General features: G+C 56.7%; 17 protein-coding genes and 1 pseudogene. 5 read left to right on the plus strand and 13 right to left on the minus strand.

Going from position 1 to position 15,201, the window contains the following annotated elements; genetic code table 11:
- Positions 1-217 precede the first annotated feature (217 nt).
- A complete protein-coding gene (gene cadR, locus MLC70_RS16360) occupies positions 218-619 on the plus strand; it encodes a Cd(II)/Pb(II)-responsive transcriptional regulator (protein ID WP_008173755.1) in 402 nt (133 codons plus the stop codon).
- A gap of 227 nt (positions 620-846) precedes the next feature.
- Here cadR (MLC70_RS16360) and MLC70_RS16365 read toward each other — a convergent pair whose 3' ends face one another.
- From MLC70_RS16365 to lnt, 4 genes and pseudogenes are all read right to left on the minus strand, one after another.
- Positions 847-1,800, minus strand: coding sequence for a bile acid:sodium symporter family protein (locus MLC70_RS16365; RefSeq protein WP_058089841.1), 954 nt, complete (start codon positions 1,798-1,800; stop codon positions 847-849).
- A complete protein-coding gene (locus MLC70_RS16370; RefSeq protein WP_011784895.1) occupies positions 1,797-2,357 on the minus strand; it encodes an MBL fold metallo-hydrolase in 561 nt (186 codons plus the stop codon). The genes MLC70_RS16365 and MLC70_RS16370 overlap by 4 nt, the downstream gene beginning before the upstream one ends.
- Positions 2,358-2,509: 152 nt before the next feature.
- Positions 2,510-2,986, minus strand: a pseudogene (gene lspA / locus MLC70_RS16375) (signal peptidase II).
- Between the two features lie 106 nt (positions 2,987-3,092).
- Complete coding sequence (gene lnt / locus MLC70_RS16380) at positions 3,093-4,532, minus strand: apolipoprotein N-acyltransferase (RefSeq protein ID WP_011784893.1); 1,440 nt, start codon at positions 4,530-4,532, stop codon at positions 3,093-3,095.
- Positions 4,533-4,816: 284 nt separating this feature from the next.
- On the opposite strand from lnt, the gene cadR (MLC70_RS16385) reads away from it, so the two are divergent.
- Positions 4,817-5,218 (plus strand): Cd(II)/Pb(II)-responsive transcriptional regulator, encoded by a 402-nt coding sequence (gene cadR, locus MLC70_RS16385; RefSeq protein ID WP_008173755.1) that lies wholly within the window; start codon positions 4,817-4,819, stop codon positions 5,216-5,218.
- 46 nt (positions 5,219-5,264) lie between these two features.
- Here cadR (MLC70_RS16385) and MLC70_RS16390 read toward each other — a convergent pair whose 3' ends face one another.
- The 6 genes from MLC70_RS16390 to merR form a co-directional block, all read right to left on the minus strand.
- Entirely contained in the window at positions 5,265-5,840 is a 576-nt protein-coding gene (locus tag MLC70_RS16390) for a TlpA family protein disulfide reductase (protein WP_011784892.1), read from the minus strand.
- Between the two features lie 56 nt (positions 5,841-5,896).
- Positions 5,897-6,592 (minus strand): SCO family protein, encoded by a 696-nt coding sequence (locus MLC70_RS16395; RefSeq protein WP_011784891.1) that lies wholly within the window; start codon positions 6,590-6,592, stop codon positions 5,897-5,899.
- Positions 6,593-6,641: 49 nt separating this feature from the next.
- Complete coding sequence (locus MLC70_RS16400) at positions 6,642-7,232, minus strand: protein-disulfide reductase DsbD domain-containing protein (RefSeq protein WP_011784890.1); 591 nt, start codon at positions 7,230-7,232, stop codon at positions 6,642-6,644.
- Positions 7,233-7,248: 16 nt separating this feature from the next.
- Positions 7,249-8,439, minus strand: a complete 1,191-nt coding sequence (locus MLC70_RS16405; protein ID WP_011784889.1) for a protein-disulfide reductase DsbD family protein — start codon at positions 8,437-8,439, stop codon at positions 7,249-7,251.
- A complete protein-coding gene (dsbG, locus tag MLC70_RS16410) occupies positions 8,439-9,257 on the minus strand; it encodes a thiol:disulfide interchange protein DsbG (RefSeq protein ID WP_011784888.1) in 819 nt (272 codons plus the stop codon). Before dsbG ends, MLC70_RS16405 begins: the two co-directional genes overlap by 1 nt.
- A gap of 693 nt (positions 9,258-9,950) precedes the next feature.
- Positions 9,951-10,391, minus strand: coding sequence for a mercury resistance transcriptional regulator MerR (gene merR / locus MLC70_RS16415; protein WP_011784886.1), 441 nt, complete (start codon positions 10,389-10,391; stop codon positions 9,951-9,953).
- 73 nt (positions 10,392-10,464) lie between these two features.
- Here merR and merT point away from each other — a divergent pair, with 73 nt between their 5' ends.
- The 3 genes from merT to merA all read left to right on the plus strand — a co-directional run bounded on the left by merT (position 10,465) and on the right by merA (position 12,619).
- The gene (gene merT, locus MLC70_RS16420; protein WP_011784885.1) at positions 10,465-10,815 is read left to right on the plus strand and encodes a mercuric ion transporter MerT; all 351 of its coding nucleotides are present in this window, start codon (positions 10,465-10,467) and stop codon (positions 10,813-10,815) included.
- A 14-nt stretch (positions 10,816-10,829) separates the two neighbouring features.
- On the plus strand, positions 10,830-11,126 hold the full coding sequence (gene merP / locus MLC70_RS16425) for a mercury resistance system periplasmic binding protein MerP (protein WP_011784884.1): 297 nt from the start codon (positions 10,830-10,832) through the stop codon (positions 11,124-11,126).
- 86 nt (positions 11,127-11,212) lie between these two features.
- Positions 11,213-12,619, plus strand: a complete 1,407-nt coding sequence (merA, locus tag MLC70_RS16430) for a mercury(II) reductase (protein ID WP_248185415.1) — start codon at positions 11,213-11,215, stop codon at positions 12,617-12,619.
- Between the two features lie 33 nt (positions 12,620-12,652).
- Here the strand turns inward: merA and MLC70_RS16435 are convergent, their stop codons facing one another.
- The 3 genes from MLC70_RS16435 to MLC70_RS16445 form a co-directional block, all read right to left on the minus strand.
- Entirely contained in the window at positions 12,653-13,312 is a 660-nt protein-coding gene (locus MLC70_RS16435; RefSeq protein ID WP_248185416.1) for a TVP38/TMEM64 family protein, read from the minus strand.
- Positions 13,313-13,379: 67 nt separating this feature from the next.
- Positions 13,380-13,565 carry an SHOCT domain-containing protein gene (locus MLC70_RS16440; RefSeq protein WP_041334534.1) on the minus strand — a complete coding sequence of 62 codons (186 nt, stop codon included), beginning with the start codon at positions 13,563-13,565 and terminating at the stop codon, positions 13,380-13,382.
- 31 nt (positions 13,566-13,596) lie between these two features.
- The gene (locus MLC70_RS16445; RefSeq protein WP_427902114.1) at positions 13,597-15,138 is read right to left on the minus strand and encodes a copper-translocating P-type ATPase; all 1,542 of its coding nucleotides are present in this window, start codon (positions 15,136-15,138) and stop codon (positions 13,597-13,599) included.
- Between the last annotated feature and the right edge of the window lie 63 nt (positions 15,139-15,201).

A 15,201-nucleotide genomic window follows, 5' to 3' on the forward strand; every position in this document is an offset into this window, starting at 1 on the left:
ATTGTTAGCAAAGTAAAATTTTAGACTCGGCATAGCCCTCTCGGGCCATAACGGCCCTCCTTGGATAGATGATTTGGCGCGGCCGCCTGCAGCCAAAGCCATCGCCATAGATTTTGGCTCATGATGCATCCACTTGCGTATTGTCGGATTATGATTTAAAACCATATAGCCACTATAAGGTCAATAGAGCAGATACCATTTGTTGAGGAGACACCCGATGCGCATTGGTCAGTTGGCGCGGTCCGTAGGGGTTGACACCCAGACCATCCGTTTCTATGAGCGAGAGGGCTTGTTACCACCGCCGGATCGTCAGGACAACGGCTACCGTATTTACACTGAACGGCATGTTGAGCGACTGGCCTTCATCCGGCGCTGCAGAATACTTGAGCTGTCACTCGCTGAAATTCACGAGTTACAGCGTTATCAGGGCGCGCCCCATCAGCCTTGCAGGGCCATCAACACCTTGCTTGATGATCACATCGCTCAGGTACGGTCTCAGATAACCGATCTGCAGGTACTGGAGAAACAACTTGTGTCGCTGCGAGCAAGTTGTAACGATGATCGGGAAATTGAGGCCTGTGGGGTTCTCGAAGGGCTCAGCGAAGGAAGCATGCAGTAGTAGCCTGAAGCAGGTATGCTCAGTATTAGGGTAGCCAGCGTGGAAAGATCAATATACTTGCGTAGGTGCTGAACATCCGCTCCCTGGCGGAGTTTTTCGACAACACGGAGCCTGAGTAGTCGGCAGATAGAGCAAGCACTTCATCATGTCTTGTTTCGTTGAAAAGGCTGCATCAACTGTTGCCAGTAGTTCATTGGTAATTCGGCGCTGAAACAATACCAAGATCCTTAGTGCTGATCGCTCGCTCGGAATCGTAGTAAGCCGTGCCGTGCAAGGATCTTAGCGGCAATGGGTGAAGTGATCATTTGTATCACTGCAAAGAATGCGGCAGGAATCGCAATTTCTGAAGGTAAGCCAGATGCGGCGACAAAAGCAGCAGCAATGCTAAATTCTTTTTTGCTCACGGTGAAGAGATAGGTAATCACTTCTTTCCGGTCAGAGGTTAGCAACCGTGAGGACATTCCTATCAGGTAGCCAATCAGATTAAGACTCAGGGCTGCTCCAGCAATCAAAAAAGCATACCAGCCATAACCAATGATAGTTTCTGCGTTTGGGCCTACTACAGCCAGTAGTATCAGAAGATATATGATTGATCCAATTCCCGCGTACGTTGAATCATGGCGTGCAAAAAAATCTGGAAATCCTGTGCGTAAGCTCACTCCAACAACAGTGGGAACGAGAACGATCAAGGCTAATTCAAAGATGATTGCCCCGAGAGGAACTTCCAGCTGTATTCCAGTCAGCCATAAAAAAACGAATGGAACAATGAATGGCGATAGTGCTGTATTGACCGCATTAAAAACGGCTGCTAAGGCAACATTCCCCCGCGCCATTAATACCAGCAGCGGAGACGAAACATCTGTCGGCAATGTGCCAAGCAACGTTTGACCTGCTGCAAGAGGTCCGTTCCCGAAAAATAAACGGCCAGTCAGAAAACCGGCAATCGACATCGGACCATAGACCAGACCTAGTGCTAAAAATTGCCTTGAAGGTTTGCGAAAGACCACTCGAACGGCATGTGCGTCGAAGGTAAGACTGATGACAAGCATCAGCAGCGCGAGCAGTGGACCGATAAAGGGCTCTAGGTGCGTTCCTAACCCTGGGAATACTAAGACCAAACCAGCTAAAGTGATAACGAACCAAACAAGATTAGACTCCACAAAATAGATGAATCTGATCATATCTTGGAGTCCACCGTGCCCGATGAGGTTGGGCGACCTTCACACTGCGCGAACAACTCGATGGCTTTGTCGCAATAAGCACAGTGCCCATCGCAGCAGTCGTGCATCAGAAACGCTATGAGATCAGCAAGTACAGGAAAAATAGCACTGTCTTCGATCAGAAGAGCGTCGTCGGTGAAAATACGGTCGTCCAGACGGTATGCGAAATGGCCATCGGTATGGCCCGGCGTGTGAATCGGCTGGAAGCTGAGCCGACCGACCTGAAAGGGCCTCCCCTCCTCAACTCCTACGTCCGTGCAGGGCAGGCAATCCATGGCAGGCGCCGCGATTTTACTGCCCGCTTTCTGCTTTAGCTCGCGGGCGGAAGTGATGTGATCGGCGTGGATATGGGTATCCAGAGTGTATTCCAGCTTGAGCCCCAGCTTTGATACCTCTGCCAGGTCGCGCTCGACCGAGTTGATAACCGGATCAATCAGGACCGCTCGTCCGGTTTCCTCGCAGCCCAGAAGATAGGTGTAAGTGCTGGATACGGGTTCATACAGTTGTCGAAAGATCATGTGTTGTTCCCTGTCTGCGTCGGCGCTTCCATCCGCAAATGCTACCATCAACCTGCATGCTGCATGGGCAACCAACCCGGCTTGCTGTGTGCTTTATGAGAAAGAAGCTGCGTATATCTGGGATAGGATCCAAGCGTGCGTCAGCGAAAACTCTAGCCGATTCCGCGGCGACGGCTGCCTGGCTGATGTCGTATTTCGGCCCAGATAAAGAGGGCAGCACCGAGGACGATCCATACGTCCGCCAGGTTGAACGATGGCCAGTGCCACTGGGCATAATGAAAATCGAGAAGATCCTCGACGTAGCCCAAGCGTAAGCGATCTGCGACATTGCCCAACGCACCGCCGAGGATAGCGCTGAGTGCGAGCCGATAACTCAGTACGCTCGGTGAACGCCAAAGCCAGTACACCAGTAACGTCGAGATAACCAAGGCCAGCCCGATGAAAAGCGGCTACTGCCAACCGCCGGCATCCGCTAGAAAGCTGAACGCCGCCCCCGTATTGTGGCGGTGGACCCAATTGAAGAAGGGCGTGACCGATACACTTTCTCCATACATAAGCATGGTACTGGCAAGGTACTTGCTAGCCTGATCCGCCAGCAGTAACAGGAGCGAGAGCCACAGCCAGCGCATCGTTTTTCTCGGCTCGTGGGCTTTCTCTGCGAGCCAATTGCCATAAGTAGACAAATTCCTTCCTCCTCACCCAATTGAAAATCTGCTCGCTATAGAGTGGCGGGCGTCATGTACCCAGCCGATGATACTGGCGAATTCGAAGAAGCAGGAGCAAGCCGAGTCCGAGTGCGATCACACCAAGGACAGGCCAATCCCTCCAGCGCACATAAGGGGTCGCACCAGTTCGCGGTGTCACCTCGACGCTGAGGCTGGCTACGCGGAACTGAGGAGCGCGCTTGAGGATCTTTCCCTCGTAGCTGACAGCTGCTGTGATACCCGTGTTCGTGGCTCGCAGTAGGTCACGTCCGGTTTCGATGGCACGCATGCGGGCCATCTGGAAGTGCTGGAGAGGGCCGAGCGAGCTGCCGAACCAGGCATCATTACTGACATTCACCAGCACCTGCGCTTCGGGCAGAAGTTCCGTGACTTCAGCACCAAAGACCGCCTCGTAGCAGATGAGTGCCCCTACGGGCACCCCTGCTGCATTCAGGACGTGCGCGTCCCGTCCCGGTGTAAAATCGGACATGGGCGCCCCGAGCACGTCGAGGGCCGAACCCAAAAACTCCCGAAACGGAACATATTCACCGAAGGGCACCAGGTGGCGTTTGTAGTAGAAGCCTGAGGGATCGGAGAGGCTTACCACTGCATTATAGGCGCGGCCATCCGCCTCGCGTACCGGGACGCCAATCATTAACAAGGTGCCTGCCTGATCGGCTAACGCCTCAAGCTCAGCAAGATATTCTTTGGCCTGGTCATGCCACATCGGGATTGCCGCTTCTGGCCAGATCACGATGTCGGCCCCGAGATGCTGCTTCGTAAGCGCCTGATAGCGCTCAATTGTGATTTCCCGGTAATCCGGGTCCCATTTCTTGTCTTGCGCGATGTTTCCTTGCAAGAGGGCGACATCGATAGGGTCAGCGGCTGGCTGCGTCCACTCGCGGTCCAGGAGCTGCAAGCCAGCGAGAGTAACGATTAACACGGCACCGGCTACCGCTGCACGGCGCAGGCTTGGGCCTAAGATAACCCACGCAAGACCGCCGGCGAACAGTGCCACCAGAAAACTCACGCCAAGCACACCAAAGACAGGAGCGATAGTGGCGAGTGTGGTGTCGGTCTGGCTGTAGCCGATAAAGAGCCAGGGAAAGCCGGTCAAGAACCAGGTGCGCATCCATTCACTCAACACCCATGCCGCCGGTAGTCCTAGCCAGAGCGCCATCGCATCCATCTCAGGTCTCAGGCGGCGCACGAGATAGGCGACGCCCCATGGGAAGAGGGCGAGCAGCGAGACAAAGGCCGCTGTGGCTAACCCCGCCACCACAGGGCCATTGCCGTACTGGCTGATGCTGATGAAGACCCAGGAGACACCTACGCCGAAGTAACCAAGGCCAAAGAGGTAGGCCGACCATAGCACCTGACGCTTTGAAGATTGCGCGGTCAGGGCAAAAAATGCAGCCAGAGCGATCATTGCAAGCCATGCCCAGCCCACAGGGGCAAAGGCAAGCGGCATGGCGCCTCCGGCAAGTAGAGCTATCCCCCTTGTTAGAAGCTCCTTGTGGCGCATGCCCGTGGAGGGTAGCGCGTACTTATCACCCAATGCTCTCGCCTCCGAAGCCAGTATCAACCCTGTGGCTCATGCTTTTTTGCTCCGCTCAATTCAGTCCGCAGCCACAGGCGTCTTCACAGGATTTACTCATGATACGGCTCCACTTGAGTATTGTCGGATTATGATTTAAAACCATATAGCCACTATAAGGTCAATAAAGCAGATACCATCTGTTGAGGAGAAACCCGATGCGCATTGGTCAGTTGGCACGGTCCGTAGGGGTCGACACCCAGACCATCCGTTTCTATGAGCGAGAGGGCTTGTTACCGCCGCCGGATCGTCAGGACAACGGCTATCGTATTTACACTGAACGGCATGTTGAGCGACTGGCCTTCATCCGGCGCTGCAGAATACTCGAGCTGTCACTCGCTGAAATTCACGAGTTACAGCGTTATCAGGGCGCGCCCCATCAGCCTTGCAGGGCCATCAACACCTTGCTTGATGATCACATCGCTCAAGTACGGTCTCAGATAACCGATCTGCAGGTACTGGAGAAACAACTTGTGTCGCTGCGAGCGAGTTGTAACGATGATCGGGAAATTGAGGCCTGCGGGGTTCTCGAAGGGCTCAGCGAAGGAAGCATGCAGTAGTAGCTTGAAGCATTACGCACCTGCCTTTTCAATTGCGTAAATCCAGTCAGTCCGGAACCCCTTCAATGGTGCGGGTCATCAAATCCACCATGGCCGGGCTGTCCCATTCCGCGGCACCGACCAGGCGGCCAATTTCGCGACCGTCATGATCAAGCAGCAGCGTTGTAGGAACACCTTCTATGCCCAGTGTTGAGGTCGCCAGTGTGGACGGATCAATATACTGGCGAAGATGCTGAATGCTTGTTTCCCGGTAGAATTTTTCAACAACGCTGATGCCTACGTGGTCAACGGACAGCGCGACCACTTCAAATTGCTCGCCGCCCAGTTGAGCCTGGAGTGAGTCAAGCGTCGGCATTTCCTCACGGCAGGGTGCGCACCAGGTCGCCCAGATATTGAGCAAAATCGCCTTACCCTTAAAGTCAGCCAGTGTCAGCGGCCTGCCGTCTTCGTCTTCAAAAGCCAGCTCGGGCAGAGTGCGAGGGGACTCCCAGATCAGGAAACCCTGGGGCCCCACCGACTTCGGAACCTTCCCTGCAGCCATAACTTGAGCGGCTATGGAAATAGCAAGCGCGAAAAGGACTACGGCGATTCCCCGGGCGGCAGATATGCGCTGGTGACTCATTGGACATTACTCCTGATTACAGTGGTCGGTTTGTTGCCGGCATGGTGCCCCACGCGTTACTCACTCTGTAACAGCTCTTCAATTCGCCCGTGCAGTCGGCCCCAGAACCCATCATCGGCTGCCGCGTTGGGGCCTTTGGCAATGGCCGTCAGGTAGGTCACCAGGTGTTCAGGCTTGAATTTCAATCCATGGAACCGGGCCCGCATCTGCCCTTCCGGGTCAATCACGTGGGTTACCACACCATGGACCTGTACACCCTCACCCGTATCCCTGAACTGAACGCCGTAGGCTTTAGCAAGTTCTGGTGTCAGTTCAGGTGGTTCCATCCTGGCTCGGTAGAGGAATTGCCAGTTGCGGGGATTCAGATCGAAATTCTCGCCGTAGGCACGCATGTTTCTCCGGGTGCCTGCAACATCTTCCCGGTCCGTGGCAATGGTGATGAACACCACCTCTTCACTCAGCCCTTCTTCTTCAACCCCGGTTTGCAACTGCCGGATCAGGTTCATATGCAAAGGGCAGGCCTCGGTACAGCGCGTGTAGAGAAAGTTAAGCACAACGGTTTTGCCGTTTAAGTCGGCAAGGGCAAGGGTATTGCCATCAACGCCTGTAAGATCAAATTCAGGGGCCGGCTGATCCACAAACTGGGCATACCGCTCTTTCTCGTTCAACGAGGCCTCCACATCTTCCATGGAATGGGCCATGGCATTGGTGCTGACCTGGGCAACCATGGCAATCAGCAATTCTGAATACACTGTTCACAGTCATTCTCCATTTGAGTTGTTTTCCGAAGGGAGTCCCGGTTTATTGTGGCTTGATATCGTCCAGATTCAGCGCAACGGGCAGGTCAGCTGGTGCCAGGCAAACGCCCTCGTCACTGCAGGCCTGTACCCGTACCGTCATGTCTAGCTTGCCTGCCTCTTTCAGCGCGGCGGTCTGTTTTTCATCTGGCAGCAGCCGGATGCTCGCACCGTCGTCGTACACCTCCAGGGCGGTGTCACCCAGCACAATGTCACTGACCCGGCCGCGCGGGTACTCCGTCGGAATATCGAGCGACTGGCCGCCAGCCGAAGACTTGGCGACGGTGGGGATCAGAAACTCCATGGAGGCTGGATTCGCATTCACGTGCCAGCCCGGTTCAATGTCCAGTGTCAGAACGATTTCACCGGTCTCCCCTATCAGGGCTTTGCCGCCTTCCGCAAGATTGAGGCGGACCTTATCGGAAGAATCTGCCAACCCCGTGCGGGCAACTGGCGCCTGGGGGTCGGAACTGGCTTGTTCAGGCTGGGCTGAGCCAGGGGCCTTTCCGGAATTGGTACCGATCAACATGAACGCCGCGATCGCGATCAGAAAAACCGCTATGCCGGTCAGCAATACTTTGGCTTGGGTTGTCATGGTTCATCTCCAGTATCTAGGGTTGTGAATTCTCGGTGCGGTTGATCGCCTCGACCAGGCTGTCGGTATCAAAGAGCCCAGTGAAACGGGCGACAACGGTGCCGTCAGCGTCAAAAATCGCCGCAAAAGGCAAAGCTTGCCCACCCGTCGCGGTTAACAATGCGTCTTTTTCGGGATCGCTTGCTGTCACATCCACCTGAATCGGCACCATGCCGGCCCGCGCTACGGCTTCAGCCACAGCGGGCTCTTTATACACGGTGCGCTCCAGGACCTTGCAGTTGATGCACCAATCGGCAGTGAACTCCAGCAAATACGGCGTGCCACGGGCTTTTGTGTCCGCCAGGAGTTCTGCGGAGTAGGGCTGCCAGACAAGTTCGTCTTCGCCGCTGCCCAACGGAGATGCGAATACCACTGTCACCGCAAGGGCAAGGCCTGTCGCCGTTGCAGTGATCACGCGAACGGCACCGCTCCCCTGAACGAAACGACGGAGACCCCAGACCAGCACCAGCGCCAGCCAGGCCCACCACAGCCAGGGGTATACCGCTTTGGGCACCAGGCTCGCGCTGAAAAAGACGGCGGCGGCCAGCAATATCAGCGCGAGCACTTCACGAATGGCCAGGGTCCAGGGGCCCGCCTTGGGCAACCGGCTCAGCCACTCGGGCCTGAGCATCAGTACCGCGTAGGGCAACGACAGCCCCAGCCCGATACTGCCGAATATCCCCATGATGACCGGTGTCGGCTGGGTAACGGCAAAGGCCAGAACGCCACCGAGGAATGGTCCTGCGCAGGGCGCGGCCAGAATCGCACTCAACAGCCCGGATACATAGGCTTCAAAGTAACGCCGGCCATGCGCCGAGGCGGCGAATGTCGGGACGGGGATGGGCAGATCGAGCCAGGTAATCACCGCAAACCCGACCATTAACGCAACCAGGACGGCCACGAATAGCGTTGACTGGAACAATGTGCCCCAGTTCCACTGCAGCAGTGCGGTCAGGCCGCCCAGCGTCAGGAAAAAGGTGAGTGTTCCGGCCGTGAATGCCAACGCGGCCAGCACCCGATGGGACCTCTGGCCGCCCGCCTCCCGCAGGATGGTCCGGACCTTGATGGGGATCGCGGGCAGCACGCAGGGCGTCAGGTTCAGCAGTAGACCTGCCATAACCGCCATCATGATCTGGCCGGCAATGAGTAATGAGGGCAGCTGATCCATTACTCAGTGACTCCCAGCATCCTGCCGAGCGCTTCCTGGCTGGGCACACCAGTCTGGCCCCGCCATTGTCCGCTCGTGTCCTTGAACAGCAGCCCTGGCGTCCCGCTGAAACCCGCCTCGGCCATCCACTGACCGTGTTGTTCGAGGGCCTGTTGAAGGTCGGCCGGGATCGGAGTGAGTTCAGAAATGCCGCGGCCGTCACCGCTTTTTCCGAAGTTTTCCTCAAACACCTGGAGCGCCGCGGCTCGATCCTCTGCGTTCATGATTGCTGCAGAAAGCCCCAGGCTGGACGGTTTGAGAAACCCAACCATGACCCAGTGCAACCTGACTTTCCCCTCCGCAACCCAATCCCTGGTTTGCTGCCAGAATTTGTGGCAAAAAATGCAGTTGGGATCCGCGAAGATATAGACCTCAGGGGCATCTTTACCGCCCTCGCTCACCAGATGGGGGTCCCGGGAGAGCTGCTCGGCAACCGACGCATACGTCGGCTTCGGTATATAACGAGCGGAATATTCGCTGGTCAGATCGTTGCCATCACTCTCCAGAAGTGCGCCGGAAAAAGTGAGGTCACCGAGACCATAGAGGATTCCGGTTTTCCCGTCGCCGGTCTTTACAACATAGCCGGTCACGCCCTCGGCTGGCGTGGAGAAGCGTTCAGTCACCGTAAAACCGATTCTCTCCTGCAGTGCCTTGATTCCCGGGTCCATTGGTGGTGACGCCGAGGCCAAGGCAGCGAATAAACTCAAAAAAAGTGCCATCGAAAGCTTATGGCAGAGCACGGTCATGCCGCGCACCGGGTATTCCAGATAGAATGACATCACAGATACGTTCCCGTTTTCATGTATTCATCAGTCGATAAAATCACCAGCAAAGCTGCCTACGTGGTGGTCTACCGCGCAAGGCCAAACGACAGGCACTCGAAGCGAAAGCCTCTGGTAATCAAAGGTTCAGGAGACTGTTGATTACTTGGGAGGAAAAGGGTCTGGGCCAGAAAGTACACGGCCGGAATGAGAAGAATAGCCTTTCGGGCAGGGGGAAGATAACAGCACTACCGAGTCTCTAATTGCAGATTTCCCGACATGGGACGTTGAACACGGGCTACTGCAGCTGCCCTCGGCATTGAGCCCGGCGCAGTCATGCATCACCTGGGTGTCTGGCAACATGACACAAGCCTCGGCCATGGGTTCCGCTTCAAAAGAGGTCGCGGCAACTCCCTGTGCAACGGGGAGAAGAGCCACGAGCAGTAGTACTGCCAGTCCCATAAGCCGTGTGGTCATCGCACTGATATCCTGATTACAGAACAGCTAAAACATCTTCCGCGTGGGAAGATAGTCGCCCACTTTAACCTACATTGGCGGAAGTGCAAACAGACACGCTCCATCACCGTATCCGCCAATTCGGCTACCAGAGTAAGATGTTGGCGGCGCACATAAGTTCCTCAGAAGCTTGGGTGTGGGGACTATCCGGGGATAAAACATCCGCTCTCCCTCGAGCCCTCAGTCGAGTGAAAATCATGTTCTTTCACGTTGATCGTTCCCCCCCACTGCCCCCTCATGCAATGATGCAATCAATGGGCAGGTAATATTGTACGGATGGGCATGGCACTGCTCAACCATCTCGCCCAGTACCTTCTCGATTCTCCCCAGTTGGTCGATTTTCTCACGCACGTCCCGCAACTTGTGCTCGGCCAGAGCGCTGGCCTCCTGGCAGTGAGCGCCATCTTCAAGTTGTAGCAGGTCACTGATTTCGACAAGACTGAAGCCCAGCTGCTGAGCCGTTTTCACGAACATTAACCGCTCGATATCAGCTGGACCATAGCGCCTAATACCACCTGGAGGACGTTCCGGCTCCGGTACTAGACGTCGCCGCTGGTAATAGCGGATTGTCTCGACATGGACGTTGGCAGCCTTAGCCAGGCCACCGATGGTCAATGAATTCGCTTTATCCGGCATACCCCTTGACTCCGTAGCTGACTACGGAAGTAATCTTATCTCATCGAATGAAACCATGAAAGGTGTCAGCGTTATGCCGAATTCCAAATCGGGGCGTGTCCCCTTGGCTGCGGGAGGTATTGCGGGCCTTTTGGCTTCGGCCTGCTGTCTCGGACCGCTGGTACTTGTCGCGCTGGGTGTCTCCGGTGCCTGGATGGGCAACCTCACGGCTCTTGAACCTTACCGCCCGATTTTCATCGGCGTTGCATTGGTGGCCATGTTCTTCGCCTGGCGTCGAATCTTCCGGCCAGTGGAACAGTGTCAACCCGGTGAAGTGTGTGCCGTACCACGGGTGCGAACGACTTATAAGGTGATCTTTTGGGCAGTAACGGCACTGATACTGGTCGCCCTGTTGTTTCCCTATGCCCTTCCTCTGTTTTATTGAAAGGAGATTGTCCCATGAAAATGCGCTTTGCCATGACGTTGCTTTTCGCCCTGCTCAGCATGCCCTCGTGGGCCGCCATGCAGACAGTGACGCTTTCAGTTCCGGGGATGACCTGTTCCGCATGCCCCATTACCATCAAGCTGGCCTTGAACAAGGTGGACGGTGTTTCACAAGTCGACGTGAGCTATCCGGATCGAGAAGCCGTGATTACCTTTGACGACACACGAACATCGGTGGAAGCCTTAACCCAGGCAACGGGCGATGTCGGCTATCCCTCCACCCTGAAATCCCTGGAAACGGACAGTAAGTGAGTTGTGATAAAGGACTCCAAGCGCCCTCTGTTACACGCGACTCGGCGCCTGCCGTGACAATGCCCCAGTAATTCAAGGAACTCGGAATGAATAGTGACAAAAACCTGCATATCGCTGTGATTGGTAGCGGCGGCGCAGCCATGGCGGCTGCCCTGAAGGCCGCGGAGCGCGGCGCCCGCATCACCCTGATCGAGCGCGGCATTATTGGTGGTACCTGCGTGAATACCGGCTGCGTGCCGTCGAAAATCATGAGTCGTGCCGCGCATATCGCGCATCTGCGCACGGAGAGCCCATTTGACGGGGGCGTCAGCGCCCAGGTACCGAAGGTGGACCGGGCGAACCTGCTTCAGCAACAGCAGACGCGTGTCGAGGAACTGCGCGACGCCAAGTACGAAGGGATTCTGCGCGACCAGACGGCAATCACGGTCCTGAACGGTGAAGCCCGGTTTGTCGATGCCAATAACCTGGTGGTCCAGTTGAACGAGGGCGGCGAGCAGAACGTCCATTTCGATCGCGCCTTTATTGGCACTGGCGCCCGTCCCGCAGAGCCGTCGATACCGGGGCTGGCTGAGACGCCTTATCTCACCTCCACCAGTGCGCTGGCATTAATTACTGTGCCTGAACGGCTGATCGTTATCGGCGCCGGTTTTGTTGCCCTGGAATTGGCCCAGGCGTTCGCCCGGCTGGATAGCAAGGTCACCGTGTTGGCCCGCAGCCACCTGCTATCCGGTGAAGAACCCGCCGTCGGTGAGGCCATAGAGGCGGCGTTCAGGCGCGAGGGCATCGAGGTGCTCAAGCAGACCCAGGCCAGCCGTGTGGACTATACCGACAATGAATTCGTTATCGAGACCAATGCCGGTACCTTACGAACTGATCAACTGCTGGTGGCGACCGGCCGGATACCCAATACCGAAAACCTGAACCTGGCGGGCATCGGTGTGGAAACCTCCCGTGGCGCGATTCAGGTAGATGGGCAACTGCAAACCACGGTCCCCGGTGTCTATGCCGCCGGTGACTGCACCGATCAGCCGCAGTTTGTCTACGTCGCCGCTGCCGGGGGCAGCCGGGCTGCGGTCAACATGACGGGAGGCGAGGCCACCCTGGATCTCAGCGCCATGCCGGGGGTGATGTTTACCGATCCTCAGGTCGCCACAGTTGGCCTGACAGAGGCCGAAGCGCTCAAGCAGGGCTACAATGTGGACACCCGTCTGCTGGATCTGGAAAACGTGCCGCGAGCGCTGGTGAATTTCAACACCCATGGCTTTATTAAGATGGTGGCCGAGCGCGATTCGGGACGCTTGCTGGGGGTGCAGGCGGTAGCCGGGGAAGCCGGTGAACTGATCCAGACGGCAGTCATTGCACTTCGGTCACGGATGACCGTGCAGGACATCGGCGATGAACTGTTTCCTTATCTGACCATGGTGGAAGGCCTCAAGCTCTGCGCGCAAACCTTCACCAAAGACGTGAAACAGCTGTCCTGCTGTGCGGGATGAGTATTTGCCAAGGCGCCTTCAACCCAACCTCTATCATGCAAGTTCGGACGCTTTCTGGTGCCTTAGGCGAGCCATGAGCAGCTTGGCAACAATCGGTAACAGGGTAATGCCACTGACCAGAATCAGAAGCACCGTCACCACCCCGGACTCAGAGGCCATGAGCAAGCCACCAAACGCAGTGATCAGATAGGCTGTCGGAATAACACCGGCCAGCGTTGCGACCACGAAGCGCCAGAACGCGAGTGGTGTCAGGCCCGCTGCATAGCTGACCCCATCGAAGGAGATAAAAGGCACCAACCTTGATGTAAAAATGACAAGCATCAATGCGCCCTGAGAGCGTTCCTTGCCAAGCCAATTCAATACCGGACGTAGTCGCTTCCAGCGATGGATAACGTCGTACCCCAAGGATCGAGCAATGGCGAAAGCGATCAGTGCGCCGGCCTCAGCACCGATAACCACGATGACTGTTCCCCATAGCGATCCATAGACCGCACCGGCAACCATGGCGATCGGGGCGCTGGGGATCGGGCTCAGGACAATGGCCGTGATCATCAGGCCAATGATACCCACCGGCCCCCAATACCCCAGTTGGTCAATCCATTCCGACAAGGCCGCCTTGTTGGTCACGGTGGTCAATGCTCCGGTCTCCAGCATGACCCAATAGATCGCAGCCAGTGCAGCCAGCAAGAGCATAACCCCGACTATTTTTGCTTTTGCGTTCGGTCTAACTCCCATACTTGCCATGGGTACCCGATGAAATTCATGCTTCAGGGTGGTAGTCATAATCTCCTCTGGCGTTCTTACTCGCGCGTCCAGAATCGTCCCTGTTTTTCGAAAACAGGTACTTGCCGAGGGCTGCGACGCCAAGTACCAGGGCGACGATGAGCAAAAGGGATATCAACCCCATTCCCGCCATTCCAAACATGCATGCCTCATTTGTCATCATGTCAATCTCCTGATTCTGTGTGCCAGGCCTCTTACGAGACGCTGGCCTGTGCGGCTCCGCTTTCGCTGATATTGCTAGCCGCAGAGTCTCCGCTATTGGATTTGAACCGGCCCAGCCGGAGGGAATTGGTCACCACAAATACACTGGAAAGGCTCATAGCACCCGCAGCCAGCATGGGATTGAGCAGGTAACCGGTAAACGGGAATAGAACACCTGCGGCCACGGGGATCAGTGCCAGATTGTATCCGTAGGCCCAGACAAAATTGCCGAGGATCGTTTTGCGGGTGCGCTGGGAGAGCGCTGCGGCATCCACGATGCCTCGGAGGTCGCCGCGCATCAGAACCACGTCGCCGGCCTCAATGGCAATGTCGGTACCGGTGCCGATGGCGATACCCACATCGGCTTGCGCCAAGGCCGGTGCGTCATTGATACCGTCACCCACAAAAGCAACCCGGGCACCTTCTTTTTGCAGGCGCTTCACTTCGGCCGCTTTCTGGTCCGGCAATACCTCCGCAAGCACCCGTTCGATGCCGGCTTGCCGCGCAATCGCCTCGGCCGTGGCGCGATTGTCACCGGTGAGCATGGCTACACTCAGCCCTGAAGCCTTGAGCGCGGCAATCGCTTCCATCGAGCCGTCCTTGAGAGGATCGGCCACGGCAATCAGTGCGGCGAGGCGGCCATCGACGGCAACATACAGCGGGGATTTGGCTTTTTCAGCGAGAGACACGGCACTGTCGGCGACGCTGGCCAGGTCGATACCGAGGCGGCGCATATAACGGTCCGCGCCCACATTGACCCGGCGTCCGGCCACCTGTGCCTGAATGCCATAGCCCGGCTCCGCCTGGAATTCACTGGTCGCGGGCAACGTGAGCCCGCGATCCCTTGCGCCCTTGACGATGGCTTCCCCGATCGGATGTTCACTTTCGGTCTCCACAGCTGCAACCCAGGCCAGGACCTCATCCTCGCGGCCCTCCACCAGGATGAAATCTGTCAGCTCTGGCTGGCCCCGAGTCAGGGTGCCGGTTTTATCGAGGACGATGGTGTCCATCCGAGACAGTGTCTCCAGGGCCGCCCCTTTGCGGAACAGCACGCCCATTTCGGCGCCCTTACCGGTTCCGACCATAATGGCTGTTGGCGTCGCCAGGCCCATCGCGCAAGGACAGGCGATCAGCAGCACGCTGACCGTCGTGACGAAGGCAAAGGACAGGGCCGGCTCGGGCCCGAAGCTGAACCAGGTGATGAACGTCAGAATCGCCAGTACGATCACCACGGGAACGAAAATTCCCGCTATCTTGTCGGCCAGTGCCTGAATCGGGGGTTTATCAGCCTGAGCCGATTCCACCATTCTGATGATCTGTGCCAGAACGGTGTCCGCACCGACCCTCGTAGCCCGGAACGTCAGGGAACCGTTCTTATTAATGGTTCCACCCACCAGCTCGGCGTCTTTTTGTTTGGCCACGGGAACGGGCTCGCCGCTGATCATGGACTCGTCCACGTAGGATTGGCCCTCTTCTACCACGCCATCAACAGGAACCCGCTCTCCCGGGCGCACCTGGATATGTAAGCCCCCCATTTTTAACCGCCCTTTTGAGTAGAGGGTTAAGCTACCTCCAGTAGCCTGGATGGGGGTATCCCT

It is taken from the genome of Marinobacter goseongensis (assembly GCF_023156235.1).
Classification (GTDB): Bacteria; Pseudomonadota; Gammaproteobacteria; order Pseudomonadales; family Oleiphilaceae; genus Marinobacter; species Marinobacter goseongensis.